At 69.8% G+C, this 23,420-nt stretch carries 22 protein-coding genes; 8 read left to right on the top strand and 14 right to left on the bottom strand.

The window, feature by feature from the left end; all coding sequences use genetic code 11:
* Nucleotides 1–13 precede the first annotated feature (13 nt).
* Together RHCRD62_RS03550 and RHCRD62_RS03545 are read right to left on the bottom strand one after the other, a co-directional pair.
* Complete coding sequence (locus RHCRD62_RS03550; RefSeq protein WP_050063235.1) at nt 14–1,147, bottom strand: acyl-CoA dehydrogenase family protein; 1,134 nt, start codon at nt 1,145–1,147, stop codon at nt 14–16.
* A 9-nt stretch (nt 1,148–1,156) separates the two neighbouring features.
* On the bottom strand, nt 1,157–2,329 hold the full coding sequence (locus RHCRD62_RS03545) for an acyl-CoA dehydrogenase family protein (RefSeq protein WP_050063234.1): 1,173 nt from the start codon (nt 2,327–2,329) through the stop codon (nt 1,157–1,159).
* Between the two features lie 173 nt (nt 2,330–2,502).
* On the opposite strand from RHCRD62_RS03545, the gene RHCRD62_RS03540 reads away from it, so the two are divergent.
* The gene (locus tag RHCRD62_RS03540) at nt 2,503–3,141 is read left to right on the top strand and encodes a TetR/AcrR family transcriptional regulator (RefSeq protein WP_050063233.1); all 639 of its coding nucleotides are present in this window, start codon (nt 2,503–2,505) and stop codon (nt 3,139–3,141) included.
* Nucleotides 3,142–3,153: 12 nt separating this feature from the next.
* Here RHCRD62_RS03540 and RHCRD62_RS03535 read toward each other — a convergent pair whose 3' ends face one another.
* Both RHCRD62_RS03535 and RHCRD62_RS03530 read right to left on the bottom strand, forming a co-directional pair.
* Nucleotides 3,154–4,314 (bottom strand): hypothetical protein, encoded by a 1,161-nt coding sequence (locus RHCRD62_RS03535; protein ID WP_050063232.1) that lies wholly within the window; start codon nt 4,312–4,314, stop codon nt 3,154–3,156.
* A gap of 86 nt (nt 4,315–4,400) precedes the next feature.
* Nucleotides 4,401–4,685 (bottom strand): helix-turn-helix transcriptional regulator, encoded by a 285-nt coding sequence (locus RHCRD62_RS03530; protein WP_050063231.1) that lies wholly within the window; start codon nt 4,683–4,685, stop codon nt 4,401–4,403.
* Nucleotides 4,686–4,764: 79 nt separating this feature from the next.
* On the opposite strand from RHCRD62_RS03530, the gene RHCRD62_RS03525 reads away from it, so the two are divergent.
* The 3 genes from RHCRD62_RS03525 to RHCRD62_RS03515 all read left to right on the top strand — a co-directional run bounded on the left by RHCRD62_RS03525 (nt 4,765) and on the right by RHCRD62_RS03515 (nt 7,716).
* Complete coding sequence (locus RHCRD62_RS03525) at nt 4,765–5,343, top strand: histidine phosphatase family protein (protein ID WP_050063230.1); 579 nt, start codon at nt 4,765–4,767, stop codon at nt 5,341–5,343.
* A 68-nt stretch (nt 5,344–5,411) separates the two neighbouring features.
* The gene (locus RHCRD62_RS03520) at nt 5,412–6,968 is read left to right on the top strand and encodes a hypothetical protein (RefSeq protein WP_084734077.1); all 1,557 of its coding nucleotides are present in this window, start codon (nt 5,412–5,414) and stop codon (nt 6,966–6,968) included.
* Nucleotides 6,969–7,011: 43 nt separating this feature from the next.
* Entirely contained in the window at nt 7,012–7,716 is a 705-nt protein-coding gene (locus RHCRD62_RS03515; RefSeq protein ID WP_050063229.1) for an AMIN-like domain-containing (lipo)protein, read from the top strand.
* A gap of 111 nt (nt 7,717–7,827) precedes the next feature.
* Here RHCRD62_RS03515 and RHCRD62_RS26295 read toward each other — a convergent pair whose 3' ends face one another.
* Nucleotides 7,828–8,091, bottom strand: coding sequence for a hypothetical protein (locus tag RHCRD62_RS26295; RefSeq protein WP_253277175.1), 264 nt, complete (start codon nt 8,089–8,091; stop codon nt 7,828–7,830).
* 145 nt (nt 8,092–8,236) lie between these two features.
* Between RHCRD62_RS26295 and RHCRD62_RS26290 the strand changes: the two genes are divergently transcribed.
* Nucleotides 8,237–8,500, top strand: coding sequence for a GNAT family N-acetyltransferase (locus tag RHCRD62_RS26290; RefSeq protein ID WP_253277174.1), 264 nt, complete (start codon nt 8,237–8,239; stop codon nt 8,498–8,500).
* Between the two features lie 52 nt (nt 8,501–8,552).
* Here the strand turns inward: RHCRD62_RS26290 and RHCRD62_RS03505 are convergent, their stop codons facing one another.
* From RHCRD62_RS03505 to RHCRD62_RS03495, 3 genes are all read right to left on the bottom strand, one after another.
* Entirely contained in the window at nt 8,553–11,063 is a 2,511-nt protein-coding gene (locus RHCRD62_RS03505; protein ID WP_050063462.1) for an ABC transporter permease, read from the bottom strand.
* Nucleotides 11,064–11,090: 27 nt separating this feature from the next.
* Nucleotides 11,091–11,867, bottom strand: coding sequence for an ABC transporter ATP-binding protein (locus RHCRD62_RS03500; protein WP_050063228.1), 777 nt, complete (start codon nt 11,865–11,867; stop codon nt 11,091–11,093).
* Nucleotides 11,868–11,995: 128 nt separating this feature from the next.
* A complete protein-coding gene (locus RHCRD62_RS03495) occupies nt 11,996–13,525 on the bottom strand; it encodes an MFS transporter (RefSeq protein ID WP_050063227.1) in 1,530 nt (509 codons plus the stop codon).
* Nucleotides 13,526–13,646: 121 nt separating this feature from the next.
* On the opposite strand from RHCRD62_RS03495, the gene RHCRD62_RS03490 reads away from it, so the two are divergent.
* Nucleotides 13,647–14,195 carry a TetR/AcrR family transcriptional regulator gene (locus RHCRD62_RS03490; protein ID WP_050063226.1) on the top strand — a complete coding sequence of 183 codons (549 nt, stop codon included), beginning with the start codon at nt 13,647–13,649 and terminating at the stop codon, nt 14,193–14,195.
* A gap of 10 nt (nt 14,196–14,205) precedes the next feature.
* Entirely contained in the window at nt 14,206–14,967 is a 762-nt protein-coding gene (locus RHCRD62_RS03485) for a deoxyribonuclease IV (RefSeq protein ID WP_050063225.1), read from the top strand.
* A 62-nt stretch (nt 14,968–15,029) separates the two neighbouring features.
* Here RHCRD62_RS03485 and RHCRD62_RS03480 read toward each other — a convergent pair whose 3' ends face one another.
* From RHCRD62_RS03480 to RHCRD62_RS25340, 6 genes are all read right to left on the bottom strand, one after another.
* Complete coding sequence (locus tag RHCRD62_RS03480) at nt 15,030–15,350, bottom strand: ArsR/SmtB family transcription factor (RefSeq protein ID WP_050063224.1); 321 nt, start codon at nt 15,348–15,350, stop codon at nt 15,030–15,032.
* A complete protein-coding gene (locus tag RHCRD62_RS03475; RefSeq protein ID WP_050063223.1) occupies nt 15,347–15,820 on the bottom strand; it encodes an SRPBCC domain-containing protein in 474 nt (157 codons plus the stop codon). Before RHCRD62_RS03475 ends, RHCRD62_RS03480 begins: the two co-directional genes overlap by 4 nt.
* A gap of 90 nt (nt 15,821–15,910) precedes the next feature.
* On the bottom strand, nt 15,911–18,064 hold the full coding sequence (locus RHCRD62_RS03470; RefSeq protein ID WP_253277173.1) for a peptidase domain-containing ABC transporter: 2,154 nt from the start codon (nt 18,062–18,064) through the stop codon (nt 15,911–15,913).
* Complete coding sequence (locus tag RHCRD62_RS03465) at nt 18,061–19,104, bottom strand: TIGR04500 family putative peptide maturation system protein (protein ID WP_050063221.1); 1,044 nt, start codon at nt 19,102–19,104, stop codon at nt 18,061–18,063. Before RHCRD62_RS03465 ends, RHCRD62_RS03470 begins: the two co-directional genes overlap by 4 nt.
* Nucleotides 19,101–20,117, bottom strand: coding sequence for an MvdC/MvdD family ATP grasp protein (locus RHCRD62_RS03460; protein WP_050063220.1), 1,017 nt, complete (start codon nt 20,115–20,117; stop codon nt 19,101–19,103). The genes RHCRD62_RS03465 and RHCRD62_RS03460 overlap by 4 nt, the downstream gene beginning before the upstream one ends.
* A 122-nt stretch (nt 20,118–20,239) precedes the next feature.
* Complete coding sequence (locus tag RHCRD62_RS25340; RefSeq protein ID WP_084734049.1) at nt 20,240–20,395, bottom strand: putative ATP-grasp target RiPP; 156 nt, start codon at nt 20,393–20,395, stop codon at nt 20,240–20,242.
* A gap of 144 nt (nt 20,396–20,539) precedes the next feature.
* On the opposite strand from RHCRD62_RS25340, the gene RHCRD62_RS03455 reads away from it, so the two are divergent.
* Entirely contained in the window at nt 20,540–23,419 is a 2,880-nt protein-coding gene (locus RHCRD62_RS03455; protein ID WP_172670993.1) for an AfsR/SARP family transcriptional regulator, read from the top strand.
* The last annotated feature ends 1 nt before the right edge of the window (nt 23,420 follow it).

Here is a 23,420-nt window from a genome sequence, read left to right as displayed (position 1 = left end):
CTTGCGGGTGAGCCTACTTGGCGAGCTCGACCATCTCGTGGTCGGCGACGACACCGGCGAGTACCCGCAGGTGGTCGTCGGCGCTGCCAAGAGTGTGGCCGATGGCCGTCAGACGGGACACGTAGTGCCCGACCGGGTACTCGGCGGTCATGCCGATGCCACCGTGCATCTGAATGGCCTCGAGACCGATGTGCCGGGCGGCACGGCTGACCTGCAGCTTGGCCCGCGAGGCGATGATCGGGTCGACGATGCCGTCGGCCAGGTTCATCGTCGCGTACAGGCTCATGCTCGACGCGAGTTCGAGCTCGACGTACATGTCGGCGGCGCGCTGCGTCAGCGTCTGGAACCGCGCCAACGGAACCCCGAACTGCTTGCGCTGCTTGAGGTACTCGGTGGTCAGGCGCAGCGTCTCCTCCATCGCGCCCACGGCCTCGGCACAGAGGGCGGCCTGGGTACGAACCTGGGCGGCGGTGATTGCGGCGGAGGCGTCGCCGCCGTCGCCGAGCTGCTGCGCCACGGCACCCGCGAACTCGACCTGCGCGGCGCGCAGCTCGTCGTGGGTCGCATACGGCTTGCGGGTGACGCCTGCCGCGCCCGCGGCGACGAGGAACAGGCCGATGCCGCCATCCGGAAGAACGGCGCTGACGACGAGCGTCTCCGCGCAGTCACCGTGCAGGACGGGGTTCTTCGTGCCGGTGAGCGTCCAGTCGTCGCCCGACTTCACGGCGGTGGTCGCGACGACCTCGTTCGGCCAGCGGCTACCGGGCTCGGCGTGTGCGAACGCCAGCAGGGTGTTGCCCTCGGCGAGCGCGGGCAGGATCTTCGCGCGCTGGTCGGCGGACCCGACCTCGGCGACGAGACCACCGGGGGTCAGGACACCGTCGAGGAACGGCTCCGGCGCGAGCGCGCGACCGATCTCGTTCATCACGGCCATCGTCTCGACGGGTCCGGCGCCCATGCCGCCGTCCTCCTCGGAGAACGGGAGGCCGAGCAGACCGATCTCGGCGAGCTTGCCCCACACGTCGTCGCTCCAGCCCTTGCCGTCGGCGGTGACGGCGTTGCGCTTTTCGGCGTCGTAGCTGCGGCTCAGCAGTTCGCGGGTGGTGTCCCGCAGCATGACCTGTTCGTCATTGAGTTCGAAATCCATGGCTGCTACTCACAATCCGAGAATCGAGGAGGAGATGATGTTGCGCTGAACCTCGCTCGAGCCGCTGTAGATGGACACCTTGCGGTAGTTCAGGAAGACGGGTGCGCTCCGCTGAGCCCACTCCGGGGACGCGATGTCGTCGCCGGCGTCGAACGCCAGCGAGTCGGGGCCTGCGACATCCATGAGGATCTCGGTTGCGGCCTGCTGCAGTTCGGAGCCGCGCAGCTTGAGCAGCGACGACGCCGGGTTCGGCTTGCCGTCGGCGGAGCTGGCGACGACCCGCAGCTGGGTCAGCTCGAGTGCGACGAGCTCGTTCTCCAGTTCGGCGAAGCGGGCGGCGAACAGCGGGTCGTCGAGGAGCGAGCCGTCGCCGACCTTGGTCTCGGCGGCGTACTTCTTCGCCTTCGCGAGCTTGGCCTTGCTGGCACCGGTGCGGGTGACGCCCGTCCGCTCGTTTCCGAGCAGGAACTTGGCGTAGGACCAGCCGGCGTTCTCCTCACCGACAAGGTTCTCGGCCGGCACGCGCACGTCCTCGAACCACACCTCGTTGACCTCGTAGCCGCCGTCGATCAGCTTGATCGGGCGGACGGTGATTCCCGGGGTCTTCATGTCGATCAGCAGGAACGAGATGCCCTGCTGACGCTTCGGGGCATCGGGGTCGGTGCGCACGAGGCAGAAGATCCAGTCGGCGTGCTGACCGAGCGTGGTCCACGTCTTCTGACCGTTGACGATCCAGCTGTCACCGTCACGGACGGCCTTGGTCTTGAGCGACGCCAGATCGGAACCCGCCTCGGGCTCGGAGAAGCCCTGGCACCACCAGATGTCGAGGTTCGCGGTACCGGGGAGGAACTTCTCCTTCTGCTCCTGCGAGCCGAAGGCCGCGATGACCGGGCCGACCATGTCGGCGTTGAAGGCCAACGGGTCCGGGACGGACGCGAGCTGCATCTCGTCGAGGTAGATGTGTCGCTGGACCGGCGTCCAGTTCTTGCCACCCCACTCGGCAGGCCAGTGCGGCACCGCGAGTCCGTTGGCGTTGAGGATCTTCTGCGTCGTGACGAAGTCGTCCTTCGTCAGCTCGCCGCCCGAGGCGCGCTCACGGATCTCCGCCGGGATCTCGGTGGCGAAGAAGGTGCGCAGTTCGTCGCGGAACTTCAGTTCCTCGTCGGTCAGTTTCAGATTCATGGCGTGCTTTCTGTGTCAGATCGAAGGCTGCCTTCGCCGGGGACGCGAGGGGCGGCCGCGTTTCGCCTGCCGGTGAGCGCCGAAAATAAGCGCTCGCTCATTATCTAAGCGCATGCTTATACTCACCCTGCAGTCTGCCGTTGTCAAGGCCGACAGGCGGAAGGGAGGGACCCGTGAGCGACACGAGCGCGGCGAGCACGAATGCGCATCACCTCACGACACCCAACACGGTGGTCAGTACCTCGAAGGCGGCCGCGCGCATCCGCGTCGCCGCCGCCGAGGCGTTCGCGGAGAACGGCTACGGAGGCACCACCACCCGCGACATCGCCGCCCGCCTCGGACTGTCGCCCGCCGCGATGTACCCGCATTACAAGTCGAAGGAAGAGCTCCTCTTCGCGATCAGCTACGAGGGCCACCTCAAATGCGTCGAACTCCTCACCGAGGCCGACGAACCGGGCGCCGCGCCCGCCGCCCGGCTGGTCTCCGTGGTCAGCGCGTTCACCAGCTGGCAGGCCACGCACCACATCCGCGGCATGGTCGTCCAGTACGAACTCACGGCGCTGTCCCCCGAGCACTACCGCGAGATCCTGACCCTGCGCCGGGAGATCAGCCGCATCATCGAACGGATCATCCGCGAGGGCGCGCGGGACGGCTCGTTCGTCGTCCCCGACGTCGCGGGCGTGAACCTCGCGATCAACTCCCTGTGCGTCGACGTGTGCCGCTGGTTCCCCGGCGGCGGGTTCACCGACCCCGATGCGGTCGCCGACCTCTACGCAGAACTCGCACTGCGACTGGTCGGCGCGACGCGCTGAGGCCAAGTCCGATCAACGGCCGGAGCGGGCCTGCAACGCGATGATGTCGCCGTGCAGCAGGGCCTGGTATCCGAGGATCAGTTCGTCGACCCCGCCAATCTGGTCGCCGACGTGATGTGTGTTCTCCGTGGACAATTCGCGATTCCCCGCGCGCGCGACGAGGTCGTCGATCCGCGAGTCCAGACTCATGGACCGCTGCACCGCGGCCACCGACCGCAGCTGCTCCTCGGCCTCGCCGAGCAGGTCACCGATGCGGGCGAGCGCGGCGACCCGTTCGACCAGCTGGTCCCACACCGGCGCGAGTGCCTGCTGCCGCGACCGGATCTGGTCGCGGGCCGCGTCGCCCCGTACCGCGGCCAGTGCCGCCGTCAGCTCGGCCCCGATCCCTCGCAGCGCGACGGTGTCGACCGCGATCTGCGTCAACTCGTCGGCGAGGTCGAGTTGCACCCGCTGCACCATGAAATGGTCGGAATGCCAGGCCGCCGAACCGTCGATCCGGTCGTACAGCGCGCCCGCCAGGAACAGCAGCGCATCGAAGCGGTCCTCGAACCGTTCCGGCTGACCGACGCCGACCGCACCGCCGAGCGCCTCCGCGGCGCGACGCCCCGCCGCCGCCCACGGCGTCCGTTCCGCCAGGCCCGCCAGGCGTTCCGCCGCGACCGTCACCGCGGCGGCCGTCGCCTGATCGGTCCGCTGCTCCGACACCGGCGCGGGCGTTCGCGCCAACGCGTCGAACAGGACTTCACGCTGCCGCGGCTCGAGGTGCACCTGATCCCGTCGGTCCCGCCGGATCGTCCGGACACCCGTCGCGTAGTGCGCGGGTGAGTGCACGAACTTCGCGCGCGCGGTGAGCAGCTTCCGCTCGACGTCGCCCGCCCGCGCCGCGGCCAGCACCTGCATGACGCCCGGACGCATCGACTTCGCCTTGTCGTCGAGCCGCACGTAGTCGTCCGCGAGCGCGCGCAGGCGACCGAAGCCTCCGATGTCGGGCAGGGGGCGGCCCTGACGGCGACGGTTGGCGAGCACGTCACGGGTGGGCTCGTCCAGGTAGCCGGCGGCGAGGAGCACCGCCGCGTCCGCCGACAGGTCCTGCCGGAAGCCGTCGACCCGCGCCTCCTCGCACCAGCTTCGCACCTGTGCGGTGATCCGCGCCCGCCGCTGCGTCGCGTCCATCGGTCCTCCCGGAGTCCATGCGTGGTCACTCCACTGTTCCAGAACTCGGCGACGGGCGCCCGTGCGAACTCCGGCCGGACGTCGACTCAGTCGCCGGGCAGGCGACGCCCGGCTCGCGCAGCCAGGACCATGTCGCATCCGAGGACATCCGCCACGGCAACCAGGACGTCCAACTGAACGGTGGCCCGGCCCGATTCGATGGCCTGCACACTCGAACGCGACACACCGGCCATCGCCGCGAGCCGGGTCTGGGTGAGGCCGAGTTGCAGGCGCCGTGACGTGAAGCCGTCGGCGATCTGGCCCGCGGGCGGCCGTGCACTCCGCCTCGGACGTGACTTCGTCGCCGCCGTCGGCGGGCCGGGTTCGGTCACCGCGAACCATCTCCTTGCGTCGATTCGTGCAGTCTGCGCCGGTCCTCTTCCCGTGTCCAGGTGCTAACCTGCGGCGACCATGACTTTTCTGGCGCTGGTCCGGCACGGCGAGACCGAGTGGAACGCGGAGCGACGACTGCAGGGCTCGTCCGACATTCCGCTCAACGACACCGGCCGCGCCCAGGCAGCGGAGGCCGCCGCACTGCTGACCGGAAGCACCTGGGACCTGCTGGTCAGCTCGCCGCTGTCCCGGGCAGCGGAGACCGCGGACATCATCGGCACCCATCTCGGTCTCACCCGGTCGGCCACCTTCCCCGGCCTGGTCGAGCGTCATTTCGGCGAGGCCGAGGGCGCCACCGACGAGGACCTGTGGGACCGCTGGCCCGATGGCCGCTACCCGGGGATGGAATCGCGGACCTCGATGACGAACCGTGGGCTCGGCGTCCTCGACGACCTCGCGACCCGGCATCCAGGGGCGTCGGTCGTCGCCGTCAGTCACGGCGGACTGATCCGGTCCGTGATCGGCGCGGTCAGTGGACTGTGGGCGCCGCGGATCCCCAACGCGGGCATCACCACCTTCCACCACGACGGACGGCAGTGGAACCTGCGCACCGTCAACGGATACGGCGTGGCGGAGCGCGCCCCCGCCGAATCGTGACCTCCGCGTGGGACACTCGTGCGGTGCGCCGAGTCCCCCTGGCCGCAGCGGCGGCCCTCCTGGCAGCGTTGTCGTTCACCCCGCCCACGTCGGCAGCCCCGGCGTCGACCCCTGCGGGCTGCGTCCCGTTCGGTACCGCACAACTGCCGCCGGGCGTCCCGTCCGGTGGCGGGCACCTCGGTCTGACCGCCCTTCCCGAGCATCTGGGCGCCGACACCCCATCGAGTGTCGAATTGCGCACCCCGACAACGCAGTTCAACAGGTTCTTCGACTTCGTCCTCGTCGGCAACGCTCTCCTGGTCAGGCCACGCGAATCCACGGAGCCGTGGCGATACGTGCCGATGCCGGAGTGCCTGCGTGGGCGCCTCGTCGGTATCTCGCTGGACGACGACGAACTGGTCGCGGTGGACGAGTCCGGGTGGATGTACACGATGGACAACGCGTCGCAGGACCCGATCTGGTGGAACTGGACGTCCGCGTGGGGCGCACCGCTGTGGCTCGACTCCGGGCAGCAGGTGCCGGACGCGCGGCCGGGCAGGTGGGCGCTGAGCGTCTCCTCCCCCACCGACAACCAGACGTACACCGACATCGCGGGCCGCATCCACTACGTCGGGTTGGGCAAGATGACGATGGTTCCGGCGCTGACTGGGGACGGCAGCCGCATCACCTATGCCGATCCGTGGCTGCCCAACGACGACAGTTACGAGATCGGCGGACCGCTCGGTGGCCGGTTCCGCGCGACCGCGCTGTCCGCGGCGGGATCGACCACCTTCGTGACCAACGAGTTCGGCGACATGTACACCCGCACCTTCGACTTCGACTCCTCCGGCTCCGACTCGATCTTCTTCCGCTACAGCTGGGACGACCAGAGCGGCAAGCCCACCGCACCGAACCTGATCGTGGAAACGCTGGACCGCAGCACCGCGGCCATCCAACTGCCCGCCCCGGCCTGGGTTCACCAACCGAAGATCCCCGGCGAGATCACGTCCGCGATCAGCGTGCACTCCACCGGGCCCGGCCCCGGTCGGCGCGAACTCCGAGTGGAGGGCAGCCGGGACGGCGAGGACGGGTTCTGGCACAAGGATCTCGACGCCCCCGCCTGGGAGTTCACCCCGACCGGCGCTGCCCGGCTCGGCACGCCGCTGCAGAACTCGCCGCAGGACCGATCCGCCGACACCCTCGCCCCGCCCGCTCCCTGGAACCTGAGCGGGTCGCTGCCTGCGCGGGACGGGGCCATCGACGCACAGGTGCTGGTCGACATCGGATTCCCGTACTCGGTGGTCGATCCGAGGATGCTGGACGCGGTGGGCAGCCACGCGACGCCGTCCGGATACCGCCTGGAGGTCACGGCCTTCGACCCCGCCGCGACCACCCGCCCGGCGACCGTCGTCGCGCCCAACGGTTCCCGGATACCGGTGCTGATGCACACCGCGGACGGCCTGCGGATGACCCCACGCGGGCCGGGTCTCGACGACGATCCGCGTCACCTGATCGGTGCGATCGAGATTCCCGAGGACAGCGAGGCAACCCCGGCACACGATGCGTTCGTCCGAGACTGGATGCGCGGCAAGATGATCGCCCCGATCACCCTCAGCGCCACCGACTCGGACCTGGTCGTGCGGTGACGAACCGGTGGTGTGCTGACGTCGTGCGGCCTACCCTGGACGGATGAGCGGACGGAATCTCCGTCTGTGGACGGCGATCACGGCGGCGGCACTCCTGGTTCCGATCGGGTGCGGCTTCGATGCCGACGGCGCCGTCGCCGATCCGAGCACCGGTGTCGCCGACCCGAGCACCAGCGTCACGGACCCGAGCACGACGGACCCGCCCACCACCGATCCGACGTCGAGCGAACCTGCTCCGACGACGCGCACGACCTCTGCGCCGAGAACCACGACCAGGAAGCCGACGACCCTCGAGCGTCCCGTCCTCCCCACCGGCCTGCCCGTGGTCGCCAACGCGTTTGCCGCACCGTCCGAGGCGGCCGCGTTGACGGTGACGGACATGCGAGTGGAATCGCAGGCGGGCATGGTCCGCGTCGTCTACGTGTTCGCCGGCACCGGAGCGCCCGGGTGGAACGTCCGCTACGTCGACAGCGCGGTCCAGGACGGCAGCGGCAACGTCCTCGACCTGGCCGGCGAATCGGTCATCGAGGTGTCGTTGACCGGGACGGGCTATCCGTTCGACACCGGCGTCACCCCGTACGCCGGTCCGAATCCGTTGCCCGGCACCGGTGTGGTGTCCGAGGTCCGGCTCGCGACCGTGTTCGAGGGCGTCACCCAGTCGTTCATCGGAGTCGAGACGTCCCCTCGCCCCGCCTCCGTGTCGATGGCGACCGACCCGGTACGGGTGGTCGTCGAGATTCAGCCGTAAGTTCGGAGTGTCAACACATTTCGTGGCGCTTCAGGCGGGTTCCGCGGGTTTCGCGAAACGAGTGTGCGCCGGCTCCGGGACGCCCGCTAGGGTCCACCCGTGGACAAGATCTCAGACCTGGATCGCTTCGTGCCCGTACCCGACCCGCGCCCGGTCGACGGCCCGTGGCCGGAACTGACGTGGCCGATCCCCGCCGATGCGGAGCTGACGGGCGACGTCGTGCACCTGTCGGTGCCCGACCCGGACGCCGATGCCGCCGAGTTGTTCCGGGCCCTCGACCACGACGTGGTGTGGGCACACATCCCCCTTCGGCCCGGCTGTGCCGAGGAACTCGCGGAACTGCTCACGACGTGGGCGGCGGCACCGGATTGGCACGCGTGGATCGTGCGTCTGAGGCGCGACGTCGGGGACACGCGCGCGGGTTCGATCGTCGGCATGACGTCGTACCTGAACGCGAATGTGCGCGACGCGGGCCTCGAGATCGGGGCCACGACCTTCACTCCGGCGGTGTGGGCGAGCGGTGAATCCGGAGTCCAAGCGGCTGCTGCTCGGCTACGCGTTCGACACCTTGCACGCCGGGCGTGTCCAACTCAAGACCGACACCCGGAACCACCGCTCACAGCAGGCCATCGCCCGGCTCGGCGCGCAGTACGAGGGAACGCTGCGGCGCCACTTCCGCCGCACGGACGGCAGCGTCCGCGACACCGTCATGTTCTCGATCACGGCGGAGGACTGGCCACAGGTGGACGAGCGCCTGGCCGCCCGCCTCCACAACCTGGCCTAGACGACGGTGCCGGCGGACGATTCGTCCGCCGGCACCGGTCGTGCATCGAGAACTAGACTCCCGCAATCGCTTCCAACGGCTTGGTGCGTGCGGCGCGAACGGCGGGCCACACGGCCGCCAGGACGCCGACGACGCCGGATCCGAGGAGCATCGCGACGACCTGACCCCACGGCACCGCGACGGTGCCGAGGCCCTCGTCGGCGAGGGTGCGGACGAAGCCCCACCCGAACGCGAGTCCCAGGAGCACGCCGACCGCGGCACCGAACACGGCGATGAGCACCGACTCGAGGTAGATGATCCGGCGAACCTGCGGGCGCTGCATGCCGACGGCGCGCAGCATGCCGATCTCGCGACGACGTTCGACCACCGACAGTGCGAGCGTGTTGACGATGCCGAGGACAGCGATCACCACCGCGAGTGCGAGCAGCCCGTAGAGGACCGCCAGCAGGGTGTTGATCTGCTGGGCCTGCTCACCCTTGAATTCCTCGCGGTCCTTGACCTGCACCACGAGGAACGGGTCGCTCACCTTCTCGAGTTCACCGCGCAGGGCCGGGATGTCGGTGCCCGGCGCCGCCTTCACGAGGACCGCCAGGTCGGCGCGCATCACGGCGGGCACCAGCTGCTCGTACACCGACTCGGACGTGAACCAGTTCCCGAGGATCTGATTGTCGACGAGGATTCCGGTGACGGGGGCGGTGACCACGACGCCGTCCTTGTTGGACATCGTGACGGGGGTTCCGAGGGCCCACCCCTTCTCGGCCGCGAACGACTCCGACGCGACGAGGACGTCACCGTCGAGTGCGGCGCTACCCGCACGAAGTTCGTAGTCGATGACGCCGTCCAACTGGCCACCGATTCCGGTGCCGAAGGTGTCCTCGTCGTCGATGGTGACGGGCAGTCCCTTCAGTGCCACCGCGTCCGCGACTCCGGGAACCTCGGCGACGGCGTCGGCGGCGCCGACCGGAACACCGATCTGCGGCGGCCCGGTGAGGATGTAGTCGGCCGAGATTCCGCTGTCGACGAGTTCGTCGACACTCGCCTTCGCGGACGAGCCGAAGACGCCGATCACGGTGACCAGCATCAGCCCGAGGGTGAGGGCGAAGGCGGTCGCGGCGGTGCGGCGCGGGTTGCGGACGGCGTTGGTCCGGGCCAGCCTGCCGACGGCCCCGAACGGCCGGGCGAACACCGCGCCGAGCGCGCCGACCACGGGGCGCGACAGTGCGGGCGAGCCGAGCAGGACCGCGAGGATCAGCACCGCGGCGCCCGCTCCGACGGTCGCTGCCGCACTGCCGCCGGTCCCCTGCGAACCGAGCACCAGCAGCGCGCCGCCGAGAACGGCGAAGACCACACCGACTCCGGTGCGCATACGCAGCGAGTCGCCCGTGGACGCGTGCTCTTCGCGCATCGCGGCGACCGGGGGGATTCGTGACGCGCGTCGCGCAGGCGCGTATGCGCTGACGACGGTGACGAGGACACCGATGACGATCGCGACGATGACCGTGCGGGGCTCGAGTTGCAGTGAGCCGGTGGGCAGTCCGACGTCGAACGCGTTGAGCATGGCGCGCAGGCCGTACGCGAGCAGGACGCCCGCGCCGATACCGATCAGGCTGCCGAGCAGACCGACGATGAAGGCCTCGGTGACCACCGACCGTCCCACCTGTCCGCGACTGGCACCCACCGCGCGGAGCAACGCGAGTTCGCGGAGCCGCTGAGCGACGATCATCGAGAAGGTGTTGTAGATGATGAAGGTGCCGACGAGCAGCGCGATCGCACCGAACGCGAGCAGGAAGTAGTTCATGAACTTGAGCGCGGAGGTGACCTCGGCCTTGACGTCCTCGCGGACCTCGGCGCCGGTCTGCACCTTCGCATCCGGCAGTGCGGCGGCGAGCTCGTCGCGCAACTGTTCCTGGCTCAGACTGCCGTCCCCCGCGACATCGACGTAGTCGACATGCGCGCCGTCGGTGAACAGTTCGGTGGCCTGGGCCGCCGGGAACAGTGCTCCGACGAATCCGCCGGTGTCGGTGGGTACGGAGTAGATGCCGCTGATCGTGACCCCGAGAACGCCGTGGGCGGGGACGAGCACCTGGGTGGTGTCACCGACCGTGAGACCGGCGCGTTCGGCACCGCCCTCGTTGAGCGCGATCTGACCCGGCTCGGTGGGCGGGGTGCCCGCGACGAACGTCTCGGGCTCGCCGAGCGCCTGGTCCGGGGGGATGTAGGAGGAGCCCATGCTGGGTGCGCCACCGGTCTGAACCGGGGCCTTGTCGGCGCCGAGCAGGACGATCTGGCCGTCGACGGCGGGCACGACTGCCCGCACCGACGGGAGCGCCTCGACGGTCGCGACGTCGGTCAGCGGGACACCGATCGACCCCTGCTCCTGGGCGGACACGCGGACGTCGACACCCTTCGCGGCATCCTCGAAAAGTCCGTTGAAGGTGCGCTGCAGGGTGTCGGTGAAGACGAACGATCCGGTGACGAATGCGGTGCCGAGAACGACGGCGAGCACCGTCAGTACGAGCCGCACCTTGTGGGCGGCAAGATTGCGCAAGGACACCTTGCGCATGGGGTTCTGCGTCAGGTTCGCCACGACTCAGCTCCGCACCCGGGCCCGGTCGTCGAGGCCCTTCATCCGGTCGAGCACGGTTTCGGCGGTCGGCTCGCGCAATTCGTCGACGATCTGACCGTCCGCGAGGAACACGACCCGGTCCGCGTAGCCCGCGGCACGGGGGTCGTGGGTCACGATGACGACGGTCTGGCGGAATTCGTCGACCGCCGCCCGCAGGATCGAGAGCACCTCACCGGACGAGTGCGAGTCGAGGTTGCCCGTGGGTTCGTCACCGAAGATGATCTCCGGCTGACCGGCCAGTGCGCGGGCGCACGCGACGCGCTGCTGCTGTCCGCCGGACAGCTCGCTGGGCCGGTGCCCGAGCCGGTCGGTCAGTCCGAGGCGGGTCAGGACGGAGTCGAGCCACTCCTGGTTGACCTTGCGCCCCGCGATGTCGAGCGGCAGCGTGATGTTCTCCAGTGCCGTCAGCGTCGGGACGAGGTTGAACGACTGGAAGACGAAGCCGATGCGGTCGCGGCGCAGCGCCGTCATCTGCTTGTCGGACAGTCCGGTGAGGTCGGTGTCGCCGATCACGACCGATCCCGACGAGGCTGCGTCCAAGCCGGCGAGGCAGTGCATCAGGGTGCTCTTGCCGGAGCCACTCGGTCCCATGATCGCGGTGAACTCGCCGCGCGCGAAGTCGACGTCGACACCGCCCAGTGCGGTGACGGCGGTTTCACCCGACCCGTACGTCTTGGTGAGGTTCACCGCGCGTGCGGCGACCTCCTCGGATGTCGGGTCGGGTACGGCGTGCGCGCTCATGACGGCCTTCCTGAAAGTCCAGGGGTCGCCGGACCGGCCGGCCCGACCCGTCCATCCTTACCGGCGACACCGACAGCCGCCATCGGGGACCACCCTGATCTTCGGGATCGGGGTGGCCCCCGGCCGGGTCAGGCCCGCGGCCGCAGCGTGGCGTAGGCGACGCCCGCCGACACGACCATGAGGACCGCACCGATTCCCGAGGTGAAGACGACTCCCGTGTCGAATGCGGCGTGCGCCGAGTCGAGCAGCGCGGAACCCTCCGCGGCCGGGAGTCCGGTCGCGACATGGTGCGCGCCGCCGAGGGTCTCGGCCGCGAGCGACGCCGCAGCGTCGTCGACGCCGGCGGGCACCGTCAGGTGCGCCCGGTACGCAGCCATGAGGATCGACCCGAGCACAGCGGTGCCCAGCACCGCGCCGAGCTCGTACGCGGTCTCGGAGACGGCCGACGCTGCGCCCGCCTTCTCCGGCGCGACGCTGGACACGATCATGTCGTTCGAGATCGTCTCGGCCGCACCGATGCCCGCACCCAGGAGCGCGAACGCAACCACGATCGCCGTCGTCGAGGTCGGCGACACGAACGCGAGCACCGTCAGGTACCCGAGCGACGACATCGACAGTGCGATCACGACCACGATCCACGGCTTGACGTGGCGGACCAGCGGGACGACGGCGAGTCCGACCGCAACGGTGAGAGCGAGGCCCGGCAGCAGCGCGACGCCGGCCTGCATCGGGCTGAGTCCGACCACCAGCTGGAGGTGCTGGGAGGTGAAGAACAGGAAGCCGACGAGGGAGAACACGCTGAGCAGGTTCACCGCGACGGCACCCGAGAACGTCGGAACCCGGAACAGGCGCACGTCGAGCATCGGGATGTCGCGCTGCAGCTGACGCCGGACGAACAGGATCGACGCGACGACACCGACGGCGGCGGGGATGACGGTCTGACCGAGCGGTCCGCCGTGGGCAAGGTTCTTGACCGCGTACACGATCGGGGCGAGGGCGACCAGTGACAGCAGGATGCTCGTCGGATCCACCGGACCCGGATTGGGGTCCTTGGATTCGGGTACGAAGATCGGCGCGAGGATCAGGAGCGGGATCAGGACGACCACGGCGAGCAGGAACACCGAGCCCCACCAGAAGTGCTCCAGCAGGAATCCGCCCACGATCGGACCGAGCGCGCCGCCTGCCGCGAAGCACGCCGCCCAGACGGCGATGGCGAGCCGGCGCTGGTTCGGCTCGAGGAAGATGTTGCGGATCAGCGAGAGCGTCGGCGGCATGATCATGGCGCCGAAGAATCCGAGTACGGCGCGCGCGGCGATCAGCGCCTCGGGCGTCGGCGCGTACGCGGCGAGGACGGAGACGGCGGCGAACCCGGTGGCGCCGATGAGCAGCAACCGGCGTCGACCGAAGCGGTCACCCATGCTGCCCATCGAGACGAGCAGGCCCGCGAGCACGAGCGGGTAGATGTCGACGATCCACAGCTGCTGGGCTCCGGTCGGGCCGATCGACGACGAGATCGACGGCAGGGCGAAGGCGAGAACGGTGTTGTCGACCGACACGAGCAGCACCGGCAGCATGAGCACTGCCAGCGCGACCCAGCCGCGCGCGCCCACCGAGGGTGCGTTCGTGGTCTGTTCGCGATGAATGAACGTGGTCGACATACTGTTCGGCTTTCTTCTTCGTGACGGCGCCCGACAGCGGCGAATCAGACTTCGTTACTGTACCAGCTGGACGGTACAGTAACCCGCTCGCAGCGGGGCAGTGTGGGTAGCATCTCCATTCGTGCCCCGTCCACCCGCTGCCCGCGCCAAGCTCCTCGACGCGTTCGTCACGATCCTCAACGAGCAGGGCGAGCGCGCCGCGACCCTCGAGGCCGTGGCCACCGCGGCGGGCGTCTCCAAGGGCGGACTGCTCTACCATTTCGGCTCCAAGGACGCCCTCGTCGACGGACTGATCGCGTACCTGATCGACCTGGCCGACGAGGATGTGGCAACGATGCGGCAGGCGCCCGAGGGCGCGGCCGTCTATTACGTCCGCAGCTCCAACTTCGAGGATTCCGCGCTGGACCGGGCCATCGTGGCCGCCACCCGGCTCAGCCAGGGCGACAACGCCGCCGCCCAGCAGGCACTGCTCCGCATGCAGCAGGGCTGGTTGGACGCACTCACCGACGAGGTCCGGGACCCCGCGATCGCCCGGGCGATCATCCTCCTCGGCGACGGCCTCTACTACCGGGCCGCGTTCGGCGGCAAGGCCCTCGTCGCGTCCGCCGAGGAGATGGACGACCTGCTCGGGATCGTCCGCCGGATCGTCGGCGGAGGCGCCACGGCCTAGGCTGGACGGCATGCGCATCGGAGCCCACGTACGCCAGGACGACGACCCGATCGGTGCCGGCGAGGCCCTCGGGGCCGACATCGTGCAGCTGTTCCTCACCGACCCGCAGAAGTGGAACAAGCTGACTCCGCACCCGAGGACGGAGCAGATCCTCGCCTCCCCCATCGACGTGGTCGTGCACTCGTCGTACGTCATCAACGTCGCGTCGCTGAACAACAGGATCCGCATCCCGTCCCGCAAGTCGGTCACCGAGCAGGCGAAGGCCGCCGCCGACATCGGCGCAATCGGACTGGTGGTGCACGGCGGTCACGTTCGCGACGGAGAAGACCAGGCCGAGGGATTCGCCAACTGGCGCAAGCTGTTCGAACGCGAAGCCGACAAGGGCGGGTTCGCGGTGCCGATCCTCATCGAGAACACCGCGGGCGGGGATGCGGCCATGGCGCGGCGCTTCGACGACATCGCCCGGTTGTGGGACGAGGTCGGCGACTTCGGCGCAGGCTTCTGCCTCGACACCTGCCACGCGTGGGCGGGCGGCGAGGACCTCGTCGGGGTCGTCGAGCGAGTCAAGGCGATCACCGGACGCATCGACCTGGTGCACCTGAACAACTCTCGCGACGAGTTCAACTCGGCGCGGGACCGACACGCCAACCTCGCGGACGGCACGATCGACGCGGAGGTGCTCGCCGAGGTCGTGCGGACCGCGCAGGCCCCGGTGATCCTCGAGACCCCCGCCGACGGCATCGCCGACGACCTCGCGTACCTCCGACGCTGACACGCGTGTGCGCCTTGTCGGTAGCTCCTGCCACCGACAAGGCGCACACGCACCGAAGACTCCTACAGGTTTTCGGCGATCTCCTTGATGCGTGCCAGTCGGGTGTCCCACTGCGCGCCGATGGCCTCGAGCCGCCTGCCGACCGCGCCGAGCACCGAGCCGAGCGCGCGGTAGCGGATCTCGCGGCCCACCGGAACCCGCTCGACCAGGCCCACCCCTTCGAGTGCGACGAGGTGTTTGGCGATCGCCTGCCTGCTCACCGGGAGGCGATCCGCCAGGGCCGACGCGGACAGGTCCTCACTGCCGAGCAGTTCGAGGATCTCCCATCGGGTGTCGTCGGCGAGCACCGCGAACACCGCCGTGGGCGAGTCCGACGCGCTCACACCGATGCGGCTTCCAGATAGGCGACGAGTTCGTCGAGTTCGCCGTCCCAGCCCTGCCGGTTGCTCTCGAGCTGACCGCGGCGAGTCTCCTCTTCGTCGCTGAGCCGGTCGAAGCCGGTCTCGACAACCGTGAGCACCGTGGTCTCCCCCTCCTCGACCAGGGTGAAGCGCGCCTCGGTGGCCCGGTCGAAGTCGAAGTCGCCACCCTGTGTGAACCACCGGTAGGCGAAGGTCTCCGGCTCGTCGACCTCGGTGATCTCGAGCGGGAACTCGCCGTGGCCGTCCCAGCCGAAGCTGCCGCGGGCGCCGACCTCGAGTGCGTCGATGCGCGCGGTCTGGCCGAACCACTTCGCGATGTGGGCGGGGTCGGTGAGTGCGCGCCAGACCTTGGCGCGTGGTGCGCCGACGACGACGGTGCGGCTGACGGTGTACCGATCGGTGTCGACGACTGCTGCCTGGGTGTTCGTCATGTCGTTCACTCCTGCCGTGCATGGGATGCGGACATTGAATGCAACCCAATGGTTGCACTTGACCGGACTATCCGCAACCCCCCGGTTGCATCAAATCTGCGACGGCGCCCCGGCATGTCCCTGTGCCCGGACGAGATCGGCATAGACGCCTGCCGCGGCGAGCAGGCTGTCGTGGTTTCCCCGCTCGACGATCCGGCCACCATCGAGGACGACGATCAGGTCGGCGTCGCGAATCGTGCTCAGCCGGTGCGCGATCACGATCCGGGTCTGATCGAGCTCGGCCAGGTTGGCGGTCACCGACGCTTCCGTCACCGAGTCGAGCGCGCTCGTCGCCTCGTCCAGCAGCACGATCCGCGGGTCGGCGAGCACCGCCCGCGCGATCGCGAGCCGTTGCTGCTGACCTCCGGACAGTCCGCCCCCGTCCCGGAGGACGGTGTCGTACCCCATCGGCATGGCGTCGATCTCGGTGTCGAGGCACGCAATCCGGGCCGCGGCGACGACGTCGGCTCGACTCGCAGCGGGCCGGCACAGGGCGATGTTGTCGGCGATGCTGCCGGTCAGCAGCGCGCACTCCTGCGTCACCACCCCGAATTGCGCACGCAGGGAACGCACGTCGAGGGTGGCCGCGTCGACACCGTCGTACGCGACGCCGCCGTCGGTGGGGGGCACGAGCCCGAGAAGGAGTCGCGCGAGGGTGCTCTTGCCGGATCCGGACCGCCCGACGAGGGCCACTGTCGACCCCGCGGGGACATCGAGGTCGAGGTCGCGCAACACCCACGGGGCGCGCGGGTCGTAGCGAAAACCGAGCCCGCGAACGGTGATCGCGCCCCGTAGCACAGGCGCCGGGCGGGTGTCGACACCGTGCTGTTCCGGCGGAGCGTCCAGGATGTCGCCGAGCCGGCGCAGATGCGCACCGGCGATCTGCAGTCTCTGCAGTGCCCCGACGAGCGACCCGATCGGGGCAAGTGCCGCGAGCGCAATTCCGTTGAGCGCGATCATGTCTCCCAGCGATCGCGTTCCCGCGACGACCTGGAGCGCACCGAGCGAGATGAGCACCGCGGGCGCAGCAACGCGTAGTGCCTGCAGGACGGCGTCGAGCCTGCCCTGCAGTCGCGCTCCCGCCGCCGCGTCACGGATCGACACCTCGAACAGCCACGCCCACCGCGCCGCGACGGCGTCCTCCGCTCCCGATGCCTTCACCGTCTCGATGCCGCTCACCGCTTCGATCAGACTGCCCTCCGCGGCCGCCGCAGACGCCAACTCCCGGTGCCCGGTCTCCGTGACGCGGCCCGCCGTCGCGAGCAGCAACGCGGCCTGGACCAGTGCGAACACGCACACGCCGACTCCGAGTAGCGGGGACCACCACAGCAGCACCACGATGTAGCCGACGGCGATCGGCGCGTCGAGGAGCGCGGCGAGCACCGGACCGGTGACGAGTTCCCGCAACGCCCCGGCGGAGGCGATCCGTGCGGTCACGTCACCGGTTCCCCTGCGCGTGAACCATCCGAGCGGCAGCCGCATCAGACGGTCGACGACGGTGGCGGTCAGATCGGTGTCGATTCGGGTGCGCAGCCGGACGAGAAGCGCACTGCGCACGAGTGCCGTCGCGAGATAGGCGGCCACCGCAACCGAGACGACGGCGACCACCACCCACCACAGGGTCAGGTCCGCGTCGGGAATCACGTGGTCCACGAGCACTCCGGCCGTCAACGGCAGTGCCATGCCGACTGACTGCAGGGCGAGCGACGCGAAGACCACCCCAGCCAGCAGGGCCCGGTTGCCGAGCATCATCTCGAGTACGCGACTGCTCCACGGCCCTCGCGCCGCGCGTGCCCTCGGTTCGACTGTCCCGCAGCCGAATTCGAGCACGACTCCCGAGTACCGGTCCGCGAACTCCGCGTGTGTCAGGCGGCGACGCCCACGCGCCGGATCGACGACGTGCACCACCTGCCGGGTGACGCGTTCGACGACGACGAAATGGTTGCCCGTCCAGTGCACGATCGCGGGGAGCGCCGCACCACCGTCGAGGATGCGCTCGGCGGGTGCCCCGACACCGCGGGCCTGCAGCCCGTACCGGCGAGCGGCCTGCACCAGCGCCAGCGCGGTCAGCCCGTCACGTCCGGCTCCCATCTCGTCTGCGACCTCCCCGGCGGTGGCGCGGTGGCCGTGATGACCGAGGATCATCGCCAGACATGCGGCACCGCAGTCCGTGAGCCCGTCCTGCACGACGACCGGCACGCTCACGGCGACACCACGGGCCCGGTGGGCGTCTTCGCCGCCGCCCCCCAGAACCATTCGATCCGCGCGTCCCGCCTGCGGTCGGCGACCCACCGCTCGAAGGCCATGTCGGCGAGAAGTTTGTCGGTGCGCGGACCCGAGGTCGCCGGGATCACCGCGACCACCTGGGTGACCGACCACCCGTCCCCGTCCGCGGTGGGGCCGAGGACGGTGCCGGGTTCGGCGCCGTCGACCGAGTCGGCCGACACCTCCAGGAATTCCGTTCCCGTCACCGCGGATGCCACGGCGAAGGCGCCTGCGGCCGCGGATGCGACCGCCCGGACGTCGGTGGGTTCGGATCGCCGCCCGACCATGTCGACGAACGCGTCCGCGAGGAGGCGTTCCGTGAAGCGGACGCGCACCACCCGTGCTCGATCGAGTTCGGTGGGATCGAGGGGACGCTCGGCGAGGATCCGGGCCTTGAGTTCCGCGATGGCGGCTTCGTGTTCGACGAGATCCTCGAACGCGTCCACACCGAGTCCACGTTCGCGCATCCACTGCTCGGTCGCGGCCGGTGTGAGCAGTCCGCGGGCGCGACGGAACGCGTCCATCGCGTGTTGCAGCGCGGCCGGCTCGATGCGCACGGGATTCTCGGCAAGTTCCTGCCGCACGAGGCACACCGTGACGAGGCGTTCGAGCAGTTCCGTCTTCTCCCACAGGACGTCGAGGTACCCCATCGCCTCCTCGATCGCGAGCGGTTCGCCGTTGACCCGCAACAGCATCGACTCGGCGGTGCGTTGACTACCCCGCAGCGACCACGGCACCGTCGACGTCGGCGTCCAGGACAGCGAAGTGGTGCCGACACCGGGTTCGGTGATGAGAAGCCCGTAGTGCACGGATTGATCGAGTGCCTCACGGTGCCGGAGCAGGCGCAGGCGACTTCCCGTGTGGCGGGCGCGCAGCGGCTCGAGTGCACGTTCGGCGGCGGGTTCGGCGGCGTCGAGCCCGCGCAGGATTCCGAGGGCGTCGGCGAGCAGGGTGTCGTGTGTCGTCGTCGGGTGGGTCATGACAGCGCTCCGCTCACGGGGTTCGGTAGGTGTCGGTCGGCGCCGGACCGCAACAGGTCCGCGATCGCCTCGGAGATGGGGAGGCCGGTGGCGTCCTCGATCCACAGCCACTGGCCGGACGGGTTGACCTCGAGGAACACGTAGCGGCCGTCCGGCGTGAGGATCAGGTCGATCGCCCCGTACCGCAGGCCGAGTTCCGCGACGAGCAGAACGCACCGCCGCATCACGTCACCGGGTAGTGCGTGCACACCGTGACGGGTGGTCGACGGGTCGTAGCAGCGCCAGTCGAGGCGGGTGTGATTGCTGTCCTGACTGTGGATCTCGGCTGCGAAGACGCGGGTGCCGACGACGGTCACCCGCAGTTCGACCCGTTTGGGGACGTAGGCCTGCACGATCAGCGGGCACAGTCGCATGGACTCCGCCGACGCGACGTCGACGGTGGTCGCGGATTCGGCCATCCGCGCATAGCTCTCGTCGCCGCGGATCAGCCACGACCGCTGCAGTGGCTTGGTGACGACCCGGCCCTCGTGGGCGTCCCAGAAGTCGAGGAACTCGTCGGGGTCCGTCGTGAGCAGCGTGGGTGGCAGTTCGAATCCGAGCCGGCCCGCGAGACGCAGTTGCGTCTGCTTGCGGCCCGCGAGCCGGATGTCGGCGCGGGTTCCGGGGACGGCGAGCGCGTCCAGGTCGTCCCACAGCGCTCCCGCGAATGCCTCACACTCCTGCTCGACGTACTCGCGGACCTCGGGATCGGTGATCTCGTCGTGGGGGCGCGGATCCTGCGGGCGACGGAACCACACCGCATCGACGCGATCGAGGTCGACGCGGTCCCGTCCACGCAGCAGCGTTCGGCGGATCGCACCTGCAGGCGACAGGTGCAGCGACAGTGTTGCCGCCGAGGGGAACTCGGCGGGATCGAAGGTCGTGACGGAAGCTCCGGACGCCACCAGTCGCCGCGTCACCGCGTCGGCATGAGTGTCACCGGGCTGGGTCAGGACGAGGACGTCGGTGGACATCGGTGTCTTCCTCGCAGTTGGTCGGGAACGGTGGGGCGGCAGCGGGCCGATCGGCGCCCGCCGGGAGCCGGGCCCAGGGGGTGCCACCCTTTCGGGCGGCACCCCCCGACGGTGCCTACCGATCAGAAGTCGGCGTCGGTTCCGGTCCAGCCGTCGACGACGTCGATCACCTTGCTGGAGCGGCCGCGGTCGCGCATGCCGCCTGCCACGGACGCCAGCTGCGCCTCGTTCAGCTCGGCGCCGGCCGGGGTGATCTCGGTGATGGTGGTGTTGCGCATGTCGTTCTCCTTCGTTGGACGGTGTCGGCGTTTCCGACACGACAGACGATGCCCGGCACCGTTTGGAATCGACTGGGCGTGCGCTTCGCCCCACTTGCAGTCCACTTGCAGTTCACTGGCAGACCGAAATCTATGCTGATCGCCATGTCCGAACCGAGTACTCCGCTGCCGCCACCGACCTCGGTCTACCTGCAGGTTCTCGGACCGGTACGGGTTCTGGTCGGCGACGCGGACGTGTCGGTCGGCGGGCCCGTCCCCCGGGCCCTGTTGTCGCGGCTGGCGGTCGCTGGCGGGGACGTCGTCACCGACGACGCCCTGATCGACGACCTGTGGGGCGAGGCGCCGCCGCGGACGGCGAAGCTGACATTGCAGGGGTACGTCGCGCGAATGCGCAAGGTGTTCGACCCGGCCCGTCCCGGTGCACACTCCCGCGTGCTCGTGCGACGCGGCAACGGATACGCACTCGATCCGGACGCCACCGACTGGCAGCAGTTCACCGCGCTTGCAGGTGAGGGACGAAACCTGTTGGCGCGGGGCGAGTCCGGCGCAGCCGCGGACACCCTCGACGCTGCACTCGACCACTGGCGCGGCGATGCCTACGCGGATGTCACCGAATCGGGCACGGTCACGACGGAGGCACGCCGACTCGACGCGCTCCGACTCGACGCCACCGAGGACCGCATGGAGGCGGCCTTGAAACTCGGTGAACATGCTTGGGCAGCAGCACAACTCGATGTCGTGACGCGCAGTCACCCACTCCGCGAGCGCGCCTGGGAACTGCTGGCGCGGGCGCACTACCTCGCGGGACGCCCCGGTGACGCGCTCGACGCTCTACGGCGGGCCCGGGAAACCCTCGCCGAGGAACTCGGCACCGATCCGAGGCCCAGCCTGCTCGCACTGCAGGCGTCGATCCTCGCCCACGACGCCCACCTGACACACCCGAACCCGGCACCCGTCACAACCCCGGTGCCAGTCACGACCCCGGCAACCGTCGCGGAGCCCGCCCCCTCACCGGCCCGGGCTCCGGATCCGTTCGCCCACAACATCCCGCTCGCCCTGACCCCGCTGGTGGGACGGCACACGCAACTCCGCGAACTGGCCGATCTGCTCGGTACGCACCGCCTCGTCACGCTCACCGGGCCCGGTGGCATGGGGAAGACGCGACTGGCGCTCGAACTGGCCAGGGCCCGGACCGACGCGGACGGTCCCTGGCTGGTGGAACTGGCGGGCGCCCGCGACACAGACCAGGTTGCCGACGCGCTCGCGACAGCGCTCGGGCTCACCGTGTCCGGCGGTGTCGACGGCATCGCCGAGGTCCTTCGTGGCCGCGACACGATCCTCGTTCTCGACAACTGCGAACAGGTCGTGGCCGAGGTTGCCGACGTCGTCACCGCGATCCTCACCCGCTGCCCGACCATCCGTGTCCTCACCACCAGTCGCGAAGCGCTGTTCGCCGCTGGGGAATTCGCCTACGAGGTCCCTCCCCTGGACGGCGGCGACGACGTCGCACTCTTCGTCACCCGCGCCGCCGCCCACCTCGGCACCTTCGACCCCGACGACACCGAGCGCGCACTGCTGACCCGGCTCTGCGCCGAACTGGACGGCATGCCCCTGGCGATCGAGCTCGCCGCCGCCCAGTGCCGCACGCTGTCGGTGCGGCAGCTGGTCGAACTCGTCGACGACCGATTCGCCCTGCTCCGCGGCGGCCCCCGTACCACCGCGCGCCACACCACGATGCTCGCCGCCGTCGAGTGGTCGTACCAGACGCTCACCGAACCGGAGCAGCGACTGTTCCAGTCGCTGGCAGTCTTCGAAGGCGGCTTCGATCTCGATTCCGCGCGGGTCGTCGTCGGCGATACCGGGTTGCTGACGAATCTCGCTTCCCTCGTGGACAAGTCGCTGGTCTCGGTGGTGGGCGGCGACCCCCGCCGATACCGGATGCTCGAGACGATGCGCGGCTACGCGGCACTCGTCCGCGCCCCCTCCCTGACCACCACCCTGCGTCGCGCGCACATCGACTGGATCTGCGAACTCGCCGATGCCGCCTTCGTCGGCCTCCGCGGACGCGACAGTTCACGGTGGATGCACCGGATGGAGCGGGAGATCGCGAACGTCCGTGCCGCGTTGACTGCCAGCGAGGACGAGATCGACACATACCTGCGTATCGCCGGCGGTGTCTACTGGTACTGGTACCGGGGCGGACACGTCGCCGAGGCGATCCGGTGGCTTGCCCCCGCGATGACGCCGCACGGCGCGGCATCGGCCGCGCTGCCGGTCCATGCGCGGGCCGTCGCGGGCGCGGTCGTCATCCACTACCTGGCAGGCGACCTCCCCGGCCTGTTCACCGCGTTCGGACTGCTGACCGACCTGGCCGCGCAGGTCACCGATCCGGTGGCCCGCGCCGACGCCGAGTCGACGCTCGCGTTCTTCGAAGCCGGTTCGGGCCTCGTCGACCAGGCTCGCGCGCACGCGAGGGCGTCGCTCGACTTCGGACTGGGTGCGGAGCGGCCGTTCACCGCCGCCGAGGCCCTGATGTGCCTCGGCACCGTCGACTTCCGGGCGGGCGACCACGCCTCCGCCGCACTGCACCTCGACGAGTCCGTCGCCGTCGCCGCCGGATGCGGCTACGGCTGGTGCGAGGCGTCGGCCCTGTGGATCGGTGCGAAGGTGGACCTCGCGCAGGACCGGCACGGCGGACCGGCCGAGGAGAAGCTCGCTCGCATGGTTCGCGTGTGCGTGGACAACGAGGACGTCACGTCGTGGCTCGTCGCGGTGGCGACACTCGCCTACGCAGCGCTACGCCGCGGCGATCGCGACCGGGCCGCGTTGCTCACAGGAGTCGTCGAGAACCGCGGTGCACCGATCGGGTACCGGCCCGCCGCGATGGATCCGATAGACCTGGCCCGCTACGACGCCGAGATCCGCGCGGCCCTGTCCCCCGCCGAACTCACGAACGGCTGGGAACGGGGTGCCGCGCTGACACGAGACGAGGTGACTGCGCTGGTGGCGACGACCCCGGTGTGAC

The sequence above is a fragment of the Rhodococcus sp. RD6.2 genome, from assembly GCF_001040705.1.
GTDB lineage: Bacteria > Actinomycetota > Actinomycetes > Mycobacteriales > Mycobacteriaceae > Rhodococcus_G.
Note: the sequence above shows the minus strand (reverse complement) of the source record. Positions and strands in the feature narration are given on the sequence as shown.